16 protein-coding genes are annotated in these 15240 nt (G+C 42.9%); 11 read left to right on the forward strand and 5 right to left on the reverse strand.

What is annotated here, in order from left to right:
* Nucleotides 1–536: 536 nt before the first annotated feature.
* Nucleotides 537–677: a hypothetical protein gene (locus tag NV379_RS18875; protein WP_258208894.1), complete on the reverse strand. Its 141-nt coding sequence runs from the start codon at nucleotides 675–677 to the stop codon at nucleotides 537–539.
* A 314-nt stretch (nucleotides 678–991) separates the two neighbouring features.
* On the opposite strand from NV379_RS18875, the gene NV379_RS18880 reads away from it, so the two are divergent.
* Nucleotides 992–1228, forward strand: coding sequence for a hypothetical protein (locus NV379_RS18880; protein WP_258208895.1), 237 nt, complete (start codon nucleotides 992–994; stop codon nucleotides 1226–1228).
* Nucleotides 1229–1317: 89 nt separating this feature from the next.
* Here NV379_RS18880 and NV379_RS18885 read toward each other — a convergent pair whose 3' ends face one another.
* Entirely contained in the window at nucleotides 1318–2853 is a 1536-nt protein-coding gene (locus NV379_RS18885; RefSeq protein WP_258208896.1) for an ABC-F family ATP-binding cassette domain-containing protein, read from the reverse strand.
* 336 nt (nucleotides 2854–3189) lie between these two features.
* The gene (locus NV379_RS18890) at nucleotides 3190–3864 is read right to left on the reverse strand and encodes a DNA alkylation repair protein (protein WP_258208897.1); all 675 of its coding nucleotides are present in this window, start codon (nucleotides 3862–3864) and stop codon (nucleotides 3190–3192) included.
* A 165-nt stretch (nucleotides 3865–4029) separates the two neighbouring features.
* On the opposite strand from NV379_RS18890, the gene NV379_RS18895 reads away from it, so the two are divergent.
* Genes NV379_RS18895 through NV379_RS18905 form a run of 3 tightly spaced genes read left to right on the forward strand, consistent with a single transcriptional unit; the run spans nucleotide 4030 to nucleotide 7224 of the window.
* Nucleotides 4030–4728, forward strand: a complete 699-nt coding sequence (locus NV379_RS18895) for a copper homeostasis protein CutC (RefSeq protein WP_258208898.1) — start codon at nucleotides 4030–4032, stop codon at nucleotides 4726–4728.
* 40 nt (nucleotides 4729–4768) lie between these two features.
* Nucleotides 4769–6601, forward strand: a complete 1833-nt coding sequence (locus NV379_RS18900; RefSeq protein WP_258208899.1) for an ABC transporter ATP-binding protein — start codon at nucleotides 4769–4771, stop codon at nucleotides 6599–6601.
* Nucleotides 6562–7224: an oxidoreductase gene (locus NV379_RS18905; protein ID WP_258208900.1), complete on the forward strand. Its 663-nt coding sequence runs from the start codon at nucleotides 6562–6564 to the stop codon at nucleotides 7222–7224. Before NV379_RS18900 ends, NV379_RS18905 begins: the two co-directional genes overlap by 40 nt.
* 17 nt (nucleotides 7225–7241) lie before the next feature.
* Here NV379_RS18905 and NV379_RS18910 read toward each other — a convergent pair whose 3' ends face one another.
* Together NV379_RS18910 and NV379_RS18915 are read right to left on the reverse strand one after the other, a co-directional pair.
* Nucleotides 7242–7973 (reverse strand): polysaccharide deacetylase family protein, encoded by a 732-nt coding sequence (locus tag NV379_RS18910; RefSeq protein WP_258208901.1) that lies wholly within the window; start codon nucleotides 7971–7973, stop codon nucleotides 7242–7244.
* 121 nt (nucleotides 7974–8094) lie between these two features.
* A complete protein-coding gene (locus NV379_RS18915) occupies nucleotides 8095–8409 on the reverse strand; it encodes a dehydrogenase (protein ID WP_258208902.1) in 315 nt (104 codons plus the stop codon).
* A 143-nt stretch (nucleotides 8410–8552) separates the two neighbouring features.
* Between NV379_RS18915 and NV379_RS18920 the strand changes: the two genes are divergently transcribed.
* The 7 genes from NV379_RS18920 to NV379_RS18950 all read left to right on the forward strand — a co-directional run bounded on the left by NV379_RS18920 (nucleotide 8553) and on the right by NV379_RS18950 (nucleotide 15231).
* Entirely contained in the window at nucleotides 8553–9422 is an 870-nt protein-coding gene (locus NV379_RS18920; RefSeq protein WP_258208903.1) for a BglG family transcription antiterminator, read from the forward strand.
* 332 nt (nucleotides 9423–9754) lie between these two features.
* Nucleotides 9755–10231, forward strand: coding sequence for a PTS sugar transporter subunit IIA (locus NV379_RS18925; RefSeq protein ID WP_258208904.1), 477 nt, complete (start codon nucleotides 9755–9757; stop codon nucleotides 10229–10231).
* A gap of 59 nt (nucleotides 10232–10290) precedes the next feature.
* Nucleotides 10291–11742: an N-acetylglucosamine-specific PTS transporter subunit IIBC gene (nagE, locus tag NV379_RS18930; RefSeq protein WP_258208905.1), complete on the forward strand. Its 1452-nt coding sequence runs from the start codon at nucleotides 10291–10293 to the stop codon at nucleotides 11740–11742.
* 148 nt (nucleotides 11743–11890) lie between these two features.
* The gene (locus NV379_RS18935; protein WP_258208906.1) at nucleotides 11891–12154 is read left to right on the forward strand and encodes an HPr family phosphocarrier protein; all 264 of its coding nucleotides are present in this window, start codon (nucleotides 11891–11893) and stop codon (nucleotides 12152–12154) included.
* A 21-nt stretch (nucleotides 12155–12175) separates the two neighbouring features.
* The gene (ptsP, locus tag NV379_RS18940) at nucleotides 12176–13915 is read left to right on the forward strand and encodes a phosphoenolpyruvate--protein phosphotransferase (protein WP_258208907.1); all 1740 of its coding nucleotides are present in this window, start codon (nucleotides 12176–12178) and stop codon (nucleotides 13913–13915) included.
* Nucleotides 13916–14030: 115 nt separating this feature from the next.
* On the forward strand, nucleotides 14031–14630 hold the full coding sequence (gene uptA, locus NV379_RS18945) for an undecaprenyl phosphate transporter UptA (RefSeq protein ID WP_258208908.1): 600 nt from the start codon (nucleotides 14031–14033) through the stop codon (nucleotides 14628–14630).
* Between the two features lie 43 nt (nucleotides 14631–14673).
* On the forward strand, nucleotides 14674–15231 hold the full coding sequence (locus tag NV379_RS18950) for a thioredoxin family protein (RefSeq protein ID WP_258208909.1): 558 nt from the start codon (nucleotides 14674–14676) through the stop codon (nucleotides 15229–15231).
* Nucleotides 15232–15240 lie beyond the last annotated feature (9 nt).

Raw genomic sequence — 15240 nt, forward strand, 5'->3', positions numbered from 1 at the left:
ACACATCCGGATCCTTCAGCCAATATGTTCTCCTAAGCTTTCTATTATTTACTTCTTAGTAGGTTTAGAGTTTACAAAAACTATTTAATAGACTCTTTGTTTGCTGTAGTACGGCCGGATATACAAATTACTCAAATACATCTTATAATGTCCCACACAAAATAAACCTCCCCTTCAAGAATGGGAGGTTATTTTTATCCAACATTAAGATCTTAGTTTTAAAACCATTTTTTATTACCTCGATCTCTTCTGGAGTAGAAATGAGGATCTTAAGCAAGAATGAAACAGCGCACAGCATTGCATTGACCATGAATATTACATGGAAGCAAGTTGAATTAGATAACTAGAAATGATTCCGCTAGAGATCTTAACATAAACTATTGATAGATGATACCATAGCTCTTGTTTGGCTACTAAGTTCCAAGCAAATCCGCGATGATTACGATGAAAATATTGATGTTGACACCGAAACAGAAGGCGATAACAGTAAACATGATCGGTATTCAGTATTTTTTAGTATAGTTACGTTGTACTGCTTACTTGTTATCTGCACTCGTCACTGGATCGACCACCACAGCGTTACGAATGAGGAGTGAGCCTGCCACAATCATGACCAAGATGATGATACCCAATACATGAATGCTTGTGATACGTCGATTGATTGAATAAATTTGCATAAATATCGGATATAAGCATTGTGTGATTCCGGAACTGTATAATAAGATTCGATTGCGATGAAATGTAAGATGATCCATATGCAAAAAGCGTTGAGAACGCAAGTGCAAAGCTAGTAATCGAGAATGTGATTGCTACTCAACATAAGAGCCTCTACAGCTATACCTACATAATTCACCTCAATAAGCAAAAGCCCCTAACAATCGAAAAACTAGCTTTTTTCCTGCTATAAACGTACACTTAGACATTACGTAGAATGAGTCAGTCATTGAGTTAATCATTATACATGGACTGAAAAATAGAACGGAGTGGTGAATTGAGTAAAGGTCGAGTATGGAACAAAGGGAAACGTAATGGTGGAGCCGGACCTCCTGCAGATAAAGTGAGTCATGTGAAGAAGAAGGTTGGTGCAGGTCTTAGACAAGAAGGCGTGCAAGTAGCTGTAGATAAAACGGCGACAATCGACAGTCCGCTTAACCGTGTGGGTAAAATGAATCGTACCAATTGGGTTGAGCGTCCAAAAAGAGTCAAGCGCGATCAACCCGTTAAATAGATTGTTGCAATAACAAATTAAAAAGGCTTTATCCTAAGGCATGCCTTGGATAAAGCCTTTGTTTGAATGTAGAAGACAATTATATGCCCCTACCGCCAATCTTGTACCGACCAGACATCCGTCACCCAGTCCTCATAGAACGACGGCTCGTGAGACACGAGCAAAATCGTCCCCTTATAGTCTCGCAATGCTAGCCGTAATGCCTGTTTCGCGCGAACATCAAGATGGTTCGTTGGTTCATCCAGCACTAATAGGTTACTCTCTGTAAGCATAAGCTCAGCGAGCCGGACTTTAGCTTGTTCACCACCGCTTAGCGAATGAATGGGTTTGCGAATGTGTTCAGAAGTTAAACCGGACATGGCGAGCGTTTGTCTGATGTCCTTCTGTGTTAAGTCAGGTCGCAGCGCCCAAACTTTATTCAGCGGCGTTTCACTCGAACCGACATCTTCCTGCTGATAATAGGCGACCTTTACATATTCCCGCGTTGTTAATATCCCACTTAAAGGTTTCAGGTTATTTAATAATGTCTTGATAAGCGTCGATTTACCAGAACCATTCTCACCAACAATAGCGATTTTATCGCCTCTTTTGACAGTAAGGGTAAGGGGCTTGAATAGAGGCTTATTATACCCAACCTTCAAATGCTTCGCCTCGAACACGATTGCACCGGCGTTGTTACCTTGGGCGTTAAACTTAAAGCGCGGCTGAGGGGTGTCCATGCGCTTATCTACTCTGACTATTTTATCCAGCGCCTTCTGTCGGCTTTTGGCTTGCTTGGCTTTACGTATGCGATTGATGTCTATAAATGCCTCAAGCTTTGCAATTTCCTTGTTTTGTTTCGTATAGGTTGCTTGCAATTGCTCTTGACTGAGTGCGTATTCCTTCTTAAATTGCGCATAGTTGCCGACATAGCGTCTGATTGTGTGATGTGCAAGATGGAAGGTAACAGTTAGGATGTCATTTAGAAAATGCTCGTCATGCGAGACGATAAGATAGGCATGAGGATACTTGAGAAGGTAACCTGTCAGCCAGTCGATATGCACAGTGTCCAAATAGTTCGTTGGCTCATCTAGTAGAAGAACATGTGGCTCTTCTAACAGTAGCTTAGCAAGAAGAAGCTTGGTCTTCTGGCCGCCGCTTAGTGTACTCACATCCGTCGCAAGTCCCATCTCCATCATACCTAGACCTCGTACCACGTCTTCGATTTTGGCTTGAATTTGGTAAAAGTCTGAATGATCGAGAATAGCTTGAAGCTCCCCGTATTTCTGTAATAGGGTATCTAAATCATCTCCGGCAGTGGCCATCTTGTCTGCTATCTGGTGCATCAGTTGTTCCTTGTCATATAGATCTTGAAAAGCTCGCTGTAAATACTGCATGACGGTTATCCCCGCTTGCAGCTTCATATGCTGTTCAAGAAAGCCTACTTGAACGTTCGATGCCCATTCGATCTTTCCTTGGTCAGGGAGCAGATTTCCTGCAAGCAGACGGAACAAGGTGGATTTACCTGCGCCGTTGGCACCGACGAGACCAGCATGTTCCCCTTTTAATAAACGAAAATTTATATCTTGGAACGTTAATTGGTCACCGAACATATGGGTAAGGTTTGTAACCGTTAGAATACTCATAGTTTGATTCTCTCCTTGTGATTTGATGGTGTGAGTAGAAGCCATCAGAGAGAACAGCTAAATGAAGTTATATCCAATTGTATATAAAAAGCAGGTAAGGCGAATACACCTTACCTGCTACGTATAAGCAGAGTAGATAAGGATTTGGAATCATATCGACTGTTCTCAAGATTGCTTCAAAAAGGGCAGACTTCTCCCGTTTATTGCAAATCTCTTCTAAGAACAGTTGATAATATTTCCATTACCTTTCCACCTCTTCATTGTTAGTTAAATTACCCTTCAAATTATATGAGATTACCCATTATTCGTCAATTGGTGACTCGCCCGGTGTTCACCTCACTTCTTCTTCCTCGCATTCGTCTTATCGATATAAGCAATCGCATCTGGAGTTTTGCAAGAGGTGTCCCCATGATCAATATGAACTTGTCCAATTGTGCGTGCTGCTTCTTTGGCTACCGTCTCCAGATGTTCATTTCGTACGCCAATTGCGATTAATGCGGTATTCATCGCTTCACGTGTACGATTTTTACGTTGATGGATGGAATCACGGATTATCATAAGAAACTTCTCGAATACCTCATCCTCAATCTGTTGTTTGCTAAGTGCAAGACAGGCGAGTGTTTGCCAGCCTGCACGTCCGATCCACTCATCTTCGGAAGTCGTCCATTTCTCTACTTTTGACATCGCAAATAGAGTCCGTGAAACAACATGTTTCGCAAATTCATCAATCAGACAGTAATACTGAGTGTCGCGAATCCAATGGTCTAACTGCTCAGAGGTAATCAACTTCGGGTCTGCAATCATAGCAGCAAGGATGCATGCATCAACGTTACCCGTTGCCCACAATTCTTCAGCTAATGGTTGATTGACCTTAATCGATTTTTTAAGTTTATTTAAATTGGCGAAGCTCACACCGTACAGGTTTTTTCCAGCACCGTGCCTGGTGAATGTCTTGCGATTCTGCTCGGTTCCCATGCTTTCCAAGTTGGATAGTGCGGTTTGCAAGTCCATGATGAACACCTCCATATTCGTATTCTTCCATTCTTGTAGATTATTGTATCGAAAACGTGGAATGAATACAAAGACCTGTCCGCATGTTTTTGTATGTTCCGAGTGAAGTTTGGTAAGATGGTGACAACAATAGAAGTTTACTTAAGCAAAGGATGTAGATGAGTTATGTTACTTGAAGTAATTGGGACGACATTGTCCGAAGTAAAACAAATTGCAGCTAGCGGTGCAGATCGCATTGAACTAATTACAGGAATTGCAGAGGGTGGGCTTACACCTAGCATCGCATTAATTGAAGAAGCAGCGCATGCTGTATCGATTCCGATTCAAGTGATGGTGCGACCGCACAGTCGATCGTTCTGTTATGATGCTGATGATTTGCGTGTGATGGAGCGGGATATTGAGGCTATTCGCAAGGTAGGTCGATCTGGAGTAGGTGTTGTACTTGGAACATTAACGACTAATGGGCAAATCGATCACTACGCACTAGAGCGACTTTTGAGCGCAGCTGGAGACATCGGTGTAACATTCCACCGTGCTTTCGATGAAATCGAAGATCAAGAATCCGCATATGATCAATTATCGAAATATCCGCAGATTTATCGCATTCTTACATCGGGGGGGCAGGCAAATGTACGGCATGCTGTACCACGGATGAAACGTCTCGTTAAACTTAGTCGTGACTCTCATGTGCGTATATTAGCGGGTAGTGGATTAAACATCGATTCTTTGCAGACTTTTATACAAGAGACGGGTGTGCAGGAAGTCCATTTCGGATCAGGAGTTCGTGGTGCAAAAGGATCGCTTGATGAGATTGACAGCATGAAAATTCAGACTGTTAAAGCGCATCTAGCACAAATACAATAAGGCTATTACAAGAGAATATAGGACTGGGAGAGGTAATAGCATGAGGGAATTAGCACGAGGAGGTTTAAGTGACCGTATCGGTTATTCGAAAAAGGCTACACTGAAGGAAGTGTCACTACGAAGAATATGGACGTTATTTCGATCGTATAGCAGAATGTTGTATTTTATCTTGTTCTTAGCGTTAACAGCCGCGGTAATGGGTTTAGTACCACCCCTTATCATGCAACGAATAATAGATGAAGCGATTCCAAATAAGAATATGACAGAGTTGTTCTGGTATGCGCTGCTTATGGTCAGCATTCCGGTTATTAGCGGGATGCTGGGTGTGTGGCAGAATCACTTGAATACGAAAGTCGCTCAAGGGGTCATGCGAGACTTACGTCAGGGATTGTTTCGCAATTTGCAGCAGCAGTCGATGAGCTTTTTTACAGGAGCAAGATCAGGTGAAGTCGTGCAGCGAGTAACCGATGATGTTCAGGCTGTGCAGAATGTCGTGACGAGCGTAGTCGTATCGTCTATCACACAAATTGTTATCGTCTTCACTACGATTGGCATCTTGTTCTGGATGGATTGGCGGCTTGCGATTCTCTCGGTCATCGTTCTTCCCTTATTTATGATTCCGGTTCGCAAAGTTTCCGCGATGCGCAAGCAACTTCGTAATGAAACACAGAAGGTGCGTGGAGACATGTCCTCTATGCTGGGGGAAATATTCGGTATCTCAGGTGCGATGCTGACACGCATTTTTGGTAGAGAGAAGAGCCAAGAGCAAAGCTTTGAGCAAATGAACACGAAAGTGATGGACATGGAGCTAAAGCTTAATCTGATGGGACGTTGGTTTATGATGTTCCTTGGCGTCCTCGGTCCACTTGGTACAGCGATCATTTATATTTACGGTGGCTATGCAGTGATTCACGATATGATGTCAATTGGTGCAATTGTCGCTTTTACAGCTTATTTAACAAGATTATATCAACCATTCGGTACACTCCTTAATTTACATGTGGAAGTGGCGACATCACTTGGCGTTTTCAAACGGATATTCGAATATTTAGATATGTCCCCAGAAGTAACAGAGAAGCCACATGCAGCTGTGATGCAGTCTACCCGAGGAGATGTCACTTATGAGCATGTAAGTTTTGCTTACCAGCAGGATGCCGATGTGTTGCAGGATATTTCATTTGCAGCTAAAGCCGGTGAGATGGTTGCTTTAGTAGGACCAAGTGGTGCTGGTAAATCGACGCTCATTAGCATGATTGGTCGCTTGTATGATCCAACAGAAGGAACCATTACGATCGACGGACAGAAGATTACCGATGTGACACTGGAGTCTTTGCGTGAGCAGATGGCTTATGTTACACAGGAATCGTTTCTATTTCATGCGACTCTTCGGGATAATTTGCGATTTGCAAAAGAAGATGCAACGGATGCCGAGATGGAAGAAGCATGTCGCAAGGCGTACATTTACGACTTTGTTCAAGGGCTGTCTAGTGGCCTTAATACCATGGTTGGGGAGCGGGGACATCGTCTATCTGGTGGGGAACGTCAGCGGATTGCGATTGCAAGAGCGATTCTGAAAAATCCACGTATTCTAATCTTAGACGAGGCAACATCCCATCTAGATTCGGAATCGGAGTCCTATGTACAGGCTGCATTACAGGACTTAATGAAAGATCGCACAACGCTAGTAATCGCTCATCGCCTATCGACGGTGTTAGCAGCTGATCAAATACTAGTTGTGGAAGACGGACGAATTGTTGAGCGGGGCACGCATGAACAGTTGTTAGAGCAAGATGGACTATATACGAGGTTATACAACAAGCAAGGGGGCAAGACATGGGAAGAACCGCATGGATTGTGGGAGGTACAGGAGTAGTCGGAACTGAGCTAGTGAAACAGGCACTTGAAAGTAAGGCTTATTCTCGCGTGGTCATGCTTGTGCGTAAACCGATATCTCTTACTCATCCGAAGTTGGAGCAGCGAGAGGTCGAGTTTAACAAACTCGCGGACTATGAATTCATGATGAACGGCGATGACGTCTTCTGCTGCTTAGGAACAACGATTAAGAAGGCGGGTTCACAGCAAGCTTTTCGACTAGTCGATTATGATTATCCCGTGCAGCTCGCACAAATTGCTAAAAAGCAAGGTGCACAGCGTTTTCTAATCATTACGGCAATGGGGGCTAATGCGAGATCAATAATTTTCTATTCTCGGGTAAAAGGAGAGCTAGAGCAGCAGTTGCAAGCACTAGGCTTGCCTGCACTCCATATTTTCCGTCCTTCCTTGATAACGGGTAATCGACAAGATCGTCGTAGTGGTGAAGCCTTCGCAGTTATACTTATGAAGGTGTTAAATCCTCTACTTGTAGGTCCTATGCGCAAATATCGGAGCATTGATGCTGCTGTCATCGCTAGTGCAATGCTGCATGCGACAGATCAGCAAACGGAAGGGAGTTCCATCTATAACTCCGATCAAATTGCTGATCTAGGTAAAATTTAATAGGCATCCGGGTAGTTCTACTTCCCCTTGTAAGTCATAAGTTCAGATACCGTTACGAGCTGATAACCTCTATTTTTCAGCTCAGGCAATATTTTTTTCAGAGCTTCAATTGTATTTGTTCCTCTTCTCTCCACATGGTCATGCAGCAGTACGATATCTCCATTACGGGCATTATTCAGGACTTTGTTCACGATAAAATCCACACCGGGGGAGCGCCAATCTTGCGGGTCTTGATGCCAAGACCAGAGCACGATATTGTAACCATTCTTGCGAACCGTATTGACAAGTGTTTCGTTATAATAGCCACCCGGCGGGCGGAACAAGATTGGGCGAATGTTGCAGATCTTCATAATCGCTTCTTGGGCAAGCAATAATTCTTGTTCAATCTTGGATGCTGGTTGCTTCTGATTGAAATAAGCATGGTAAAAAGTATGATTAGCAATTTCATGCCCTTCTGCAATTTCACGTTTGAGAATGTCAGGGAACTTATTTACGCGATTACCTACCACAAAGAAAGTAGCTTTCGCTTCATATTGTTTAAGTAGATCAAGGATCTGTGGGGTTTGAAAAGGATCGGGACCATCATCAAATGTAAGGGCTATGACTTTGGAGTTTGTGCGAACTTCCCACACGATATCTCCACGCTTTTCATAATAAGCACGATCTCTAGGGGCATCCATCGCAAGTAAGGTCGGAATTGCAAATAAAAGCAAGCAAGCAGCAACGATTCGTACAAAGTTTCGCTTCATGTTTAACTCCTTTATCCAATATGTATAGCGCTTAGCTTGTACTGATTTCGGTTAAAATATTACAGGGAAGCCTTCTAACTCCAAGAGGCTCCCCTGCCGGAAAGTGAAAGGATAGCTTAAGTTATCCTCCGAATGCTTCACGAAATTTACGGGATAACACGTCGACCTCGACTTCCCATATTGCAGCGATATCGGGAGCGACATTCGTTTCCCACCAATTTGCAAGTTCCTTGCGATTGGAACTATTCTCTACGATAAAGGGCAAATGGGAGAGCACTTGCTTGTAATAGAGCTTCTCAGCTTCTTCGATTTTTTCTGGTGCGATATAGTGCCCAATTCTTTTTGCAGTTCTGTATAATTCTTTATTGCAAGCTCGACGAATTTGTCGTAAATTAGGAGCTTGCGTCTTATGTTTCTCAGGATTTTTAGAGTTCATCACGCATCGTCTCCCTTCTACCAACATATGTATGCGGGTTGGTAAATGGTTGACAATATTTTTGAATTGACTCGAATTAAAGAGTTATAATACAATGATTTTTCGAATAAGCAGATGACCTTTAGAAAAGGTGAGGTAGTGACATGAACGATTCAAGCGCTTACACAATTCAACGCGTAATTAGCAACAATGTGGTGCAAGTGCAGGGGGATCAGCCCGGAACAGAAATTATTCTGACAGGTAAAGGACTTGGCTTTGGTGTAAAAGCAGGAGCTGAACTGGCATCCGATGATCCACGCATTGAAAAAAAATATATGCTCGATGATCAGCAGGAAACAGATCGTTACCAATCGATGTTCGATCAGATCGACAGAGAGGTACTTGATGTATCCCAAGATATCATCTCGATGATTAGCAAAGAATTTGACACGGATCTGAATGATCAAGTCTTCTTTGCACTGCCAAGTCATATTCAATTTGCGCTTCATCGCTTAAAGAGTGAGATGGAGATCGTAAATCCTTTTATTTTTGAAATCCAAACCCTTCATCATAAAGAATATGAGATCGCACAGAAAGCGGCTGACATGATTGCACAAGCTTTTAGTATCGACGTGCCCGAGCCAGAGGTCGGTTTCCTCGCGATGCACATTCAGTCTGCAGTATGTCATGTATCACTAGGCAATATCGTAAAAGACACGCATCTCATTCAGGAGTTAGTGTCCGCTATTGAGGAAGCGAAGGATATTCATATCCCGCGCGACAGTATTGACTATGTACGTCTTATTACGCACCTGAGATTTGCGATCGAACGACTTAAGACAGGTAAAGTATCTAAGAACCCATTCGTGAATCAACTCAAAGAGTCCTTACCCGAAGAGTATGTGCTTGCGAAGAAAGTATCAGCTATTCTGGGTGAGCGCCTGGAACTACCTGTTCCAGAAGATGAGATTGGTTATATCGTCATGCATTTATATCGTCTATTCCAGCAGTACGATCCAAAGTCTCAATCCTAATTTGAAATCATAATGAGACTTTCATATCGACATAATCATGGACAGTAAGAATAAGTTAGATCAAGGTGGTTAAGCTAACAGCAATAACATGTTAGAACCACCAAGATAATGAATTCGTGTATCCTCCTGATACATATCTGCCAAAAGTGTTGACATGAGAGACTCGGTTGGTTTATAATCAATTTGTATTATTTAGCGTGCGACTAGTTAAATCTAGGCATGAGCTAAGTGAGACAAGAGAGTCTTCTTACTTTCTTATTTTCACACAGCTCATGCCTTTTTTGCGTTCAAAATAAGGCATAGTAGCTGTAAGACAAAAGGAGTTGCTTACTATGTTTTTCAAGAAAAAGAAAGTCGTTACAATTGCTTCCCCACTAACAGGAACATCAGTACCACTATCTGAAGTACCAGATCCAGCATTCGCGCAAGGATTCATGGGTGATGGTGTTGCAGTTGAACCTACGCAAGGTGTACTTGTATCCCCATGTGATGGTGTTGTTGCCCACATGATCGATTCGTATCATGCTTGCGTCATCGGACATGATTCTGGTGTTGAAATTCTAATCCACATTGGTGTTAACACTGTAAACCTGAAGGGTCAGCACTTTAACCCGCTAGTAAAAACAGGCGATACAGTTAAGTTGGGACAACCACTAATCGAGTTCGACATCGAAGCGATTAAACAAGCAGGTTATCCGGTTATTACACCAGTTATTATGGCTAACGCTGAAGTTGTAGACAAACTTACTTCTTCAACAGGTGCTGTAACAAAAGGTGAAGGTAAATTGCTTGAAGTTCAAGTGAAATGACATCTAATTTAGATTACATCTGAGACAACATCTTAGATACAACTTGGAGGTTTCTTAACATGTTAGCATTCTTACAAAAAATTGGTAAGTCTTTAATGCTTCCTGTTGCATCCTTGCCGGCAGCAGCGATCTTGCTTCGCTTTGGTGCGATTGATTACGTAAATGAGTTCCATATGGGTGCGGTTGGTAGCTTTATCAACCAATACATTGCACCGTTCCTATTTGCTGGTGGTAATGCCATCTTTGATAACTTGCCACTTATCTTCGCAGTCGGTGTTGCGATCGGTCTTGCCGGCGATGCAGTTGCGGTACTCGCAGCGGTTATCGCACATCTAGTTCTCTTACAAGTACTTGCTAAAGTACCAGCGGCATTCGACTTTATTGGCGATGACGTGAAATTGAACATGGGTGTACTTGGCGGTCTATTAGCCGGTGGTGTTGCAGCAGCTCTTTATAATAAATACCATAACATTAAGATGCCAGATTGGCTTGGATTCTTCGGTGGTAAGCGTTTCGTACCAATTGTTACATCCGTTACGATGGTATTAGTTGGTATTTTGTTCGGTATGATTTGGGGTCCAGTACAACAAGGACTTGATCAATTCGGTGCTTGGGTAGTTTCTCTTGGCGCGACAGGATCTGCTATTTTCGGTGTAGCGAACCGTTTGTTAATTCCATTTGGTTTACACCACGTTATCAACGCAATTGCTTGGTTCCAAATTGGTGACTTTACAGATGCAGTGAAGAACGTTGTTGTTCATGGTGACTTGCACCGCTTCTTCGCAGGTGACAAATCAGCTGGACTATTCATGACAGGTTTCTTCCCAGTTATGATGTTCGGTCTTCCAGCAGCAGCACTAGCGATTATTCATACAGCAAAACCTGCTAAGCGTAAAGAAGTTGCATCCGTATTCGTTGGTCTTGCAATTGCATCTTTCTTAACAGGTATTACAGAGCCGATTGAATTTGCATTCATGTTCTTGGCTCCAGTATTGTTCGTAACACATGCGATCTTGATGGGTATTTCTTCATTCATCATGATCGAGCTTGGAGTTAGACTTGGATTTGGTTTCTCTGCTGGTTTCATCGACTACGCATTGAACTATCCATTAGCAACGAAGCCACTACTTCTTATCCCAGTAGGTCTTGCATTCGCAGTTGTATACTACGTTCTATTCCGCGTACTTATTGTGAAGCTAAACCTGAAGACACCTGGTCGTGAAGATGATGAAGCAGTTGAAGAAGGCGCAGGTTCTACTACAAACGCGAAATCTTCCCTACACGATAAAGCTGTGAAAATCACAGAACTTCTTGGTGGTAAGGATAACATTACAGGCCTTGATGCTTGTATTACACGCCTTCGTCTTGTGCTTAAAGACGATACGCAGGTGAATGAAGCTGAGCTTAAGAAAATGGGCGCTGCAGGCATTATGAAGCTTGGTTCTGGTGCAGTTCAAGTCATCTTCGGTACACAGTCCGAAATGATTAAAGACGAGATGAAAAAACTGTAATTTGAACCACACCCCATTTTTATTATAAAATAATTAAGCCATGTAATAGTTGGGACGATCTGATCGCTCTGATATTACATGGCTTGATCCATTAATTTTAAGACATATCGGGAAAGACCCGAAAATTATTTTAAGGAGTGGAAGAAACATGTTACAACAACAATTCACAGTCCAAAACCCTACAGGTATTCACGCTAGACCAGCAGGTGCAATCTTGAAGAAAGCAAGCATCTACGCTTGCAAAGTTGAGCTTGAAAAAGCTGACGGTACTCGCGTAAGCGCGAAAAGCATGGTTGGTTTGTTGAAACTTGGTCTTAAACAAGGCGAGCAAGTGACAGTAATCACAGATGGAGACGGCGAAGCAGAAGCGCTTCAAGCTGTTGGTGAAGTTGTAGAGCACGTATTTGAATAAGATTAGCGGGGAGATGAACTGATGAATTTGCAAGGAATTGCAGCAGCACCTGGTTTTTCAATCGGGCCCGCATTTGTAATGCAGGATCAGAAGGTTGAAGTAGAGCGCAAGACATTATTGCCTCACCAAACTCCAGCCGAGGTTCAACGTTTTAATGGAAAAGTAAACGAAGCCATTGAACAATTGAAAGTGATTCAAGAGCAGACTCGTGAGAAAATGGGCGATGAGCACGCAGAAATTTTTGAGACACACATTCTGGTGCTACATGACGAAGAATTCGTTGGCCGCATTCGTGAAGTGATTGATCAAGATAAATTGAATGCAGAAGCTGCGCTTCATGACGTTACAGTTGAGCTCGTTGAATTCTTCGAGTCCATGGATAACGAATATATGAAAGAACGTGCGGCTGACTTCCGCGACGTAAGCAAGCGTGTTATGGGTCTGCTTACAGGCGCGAAGCAAGCATCACTTAACGATTTCGAAGAGCCAGTTGTTCTGATTGCAGATGACTTAACACCGTCTGACACAGCGCAACTAGACCGTGATCGTGTAGCTGGTTTTGCTACGAACATTGGGGGTCGTACATCGCACTCCGCGATTATGGCACGTTCGATGGAAATTCCAGCAGTTGTTGGTCTTAAGAATGTAACTTCCCAAGTAAATTCTGGGGATTATGTAATCCTTGATGGGCTAACAGGTGAAGTATTCGTAAACCCAACAGAAGAGCAAATCGCACTTTACAAAGAAAAGCAAGTGAAGTACGAAGAGCAAAAAGCTGAGTACAAGAAATATCTGAACTCCGCTACAAAAACGGCTGATGGTCACCAAGTTGAACTTGTTGCGAACATCGGTAACCCAGGTGATGCCCTTGGTGCACACCGCAATGGTGCGGAAGGTATCGGTCTATTCCGTACGGAATTCCTATACATGGGTCGCCCAGACTTCCCATCGGAAGAAGAGCAATTTAAAGCTTACAAAGAAGTGGCTGAGACGTTCGGCGGCGATCACCCAATCGTGATTCGTACACTAGACATCGGCGGCGACAAAGAGTTGGATTACCTTGAGCTTCCAAAAGAAATGAACCCGTTCCTTGGATATCGTGCAATTCGTCTGTGCCTGGATGAAGTGGAGATGTTCAAGACACAACTTCGCGCGATTTTACGTGCAAGTGCATTTGGTAACGTGAAAATGATGTACCCAATGATCGCAACGGTTCAGGAATTGCGTGCTGCGAACAAGATCTTAGCTGAAGTTCAAGCTGAGTTCGATGAGAAAGGCATTGCATACAACAAGGACATGGAAGTTGGTATCATGATTGAGATTCCAGCGGCAGTAATTGTTTCTGATCAATTAGCGAAAGAAGTTGACTTCTTCAGTATCGGAACGAACGATCTTGTTCAATACACGATGGCAGCTGACCGTATGAACGAGAAAGTATCTCATTTGACACAACCAATGAACCCATCCGTACTTCGTTTAATTCGCATGGTTATCGACAATGCGCATAAAGAAGGCAAGTGGGTAGGTATGTGTGGTGAGATGGCTGGTAACTTAACAGCTATTCCAGTACTTCTTGGTCTTGGCTTAGACGAGTTCTCCATGAGCGCAGGCTCTGTACTTCCTGCTCGTGTTCTGATGAGCAAGATTACACATGAAGAAGCGAAGCGTATCGCTGCTACTGTGCTTGACATGGAAACTGCAGATGAGATTCAAGAATATGTACGTCAAACACTTCCTGTCATTGTTGAAATGAACGGATAATAATTGTTTTTAACGAGAACGTCCAATCTTTTCTAGAGGGGACGTTCTTTTTGTTAGTTAAGGACGAGTATGATAGAATAAGCATTGTGAAAAAAGCTAGGAAAGTAGGAAAACCATGATCAGTGAAATTATCTCGTCCATACTTTTGTTTTTAGAAGGTCTCGGATACTGGGGTGTCATGATTGGACTTATGATCGAAGTAATCCCAAGTGAAATCATTCTTTCTTTTGCAGGTTACTTGGTCTACAATGGCAGCATCTCATTTGTTGGAGCCGTTATTTTTGGAACAATTGGCGGGGTTTTTGCGCAGCTCTTCATTTATTGGGCAAGCCGGTACGGTGGTAGACCGTTGCTTGAGAAGTATGGTAAATACGTATTTATTAATAGTCATCATATTGATATGTCGGAGAAATGGTTTAACAAATATGGGACAGGCATGATCTTTACCGCTCGGTTTATCCCCATTGTGCGTCATGCAATTTCAATTCCAGCCGGACTTGCGAAGATGTCGCATGCAAGATTCATCACGTTAACAACATTAGCAGTTATTCCATGGACAATTCTATTCGTTTACTTAGGTAAGACGTTAGGAAGCAATTGGGAGAGCATTAATACCATTGCGGGTCCATACGTAAAACCAATTCTTGTTGGTGCAATCGGATTAACAGCCTTGTACTTCTTAATTAAAATCCTGATGCGCAAAAAAAAAGCATAACACTTATTAATGAATATCTAATTCGTTATAGGAGGCAGGATCAATGAGTAACCTTGTTGCAGCCAAGCTTGGCAAAGGAATTTCTCCTCAGCAGTTCCAAGAAGGAATGACGAAGAATCAGGAGCAGTTTATCGCGTGGTATGAGCAGTTTGCATGGCAATCCGAAGCGGATGAACAGTTTTTCGAATCGCTGAGTGATCGAGATGATGTACGTTGCTTAATTATTGCTGCAGATTGGTGCGGGGATGTTGTGCGCAATATTCCAGTTGTTTTCCGTGCTTTAGCGAAGAGCGGCATTCCTGTGGAAGTGTTCATCAAAGAAGAGCATGAAGACTTGATGAAAGAATTCGAAGGTAAAGGGATTCCAGTCGTTATTTTCGCAGATACTGGCGGATTTGTTCTCGGTAAATGGGGACCTCGTCCTGCATATGTTCAGGCGATTATGACAGCATTCAAGGCAACGGATCCTGACCGCGAGGCACCGGATTTTCAAGAGAAAATGCTTGCTGTACGTCAGGAAATGATCCGTGCTTATGGTGAGGATACCTCTTATCAGCATGTTGTGGTTTCAGAACTTAAGGAATTGCTATCATCTTTTTAACAGATTACA

It is taken from the genome of Paenibacillus radicibacter (assembly GCF_024721995.1).
Taxonomy (GTDB): domain Bacteria; phylum Bacillota; class Bacilli; order Paenibacillales; family NBRC-103111; genus Paenibacillus_AM; species Paenibacillus_AM radicibacter.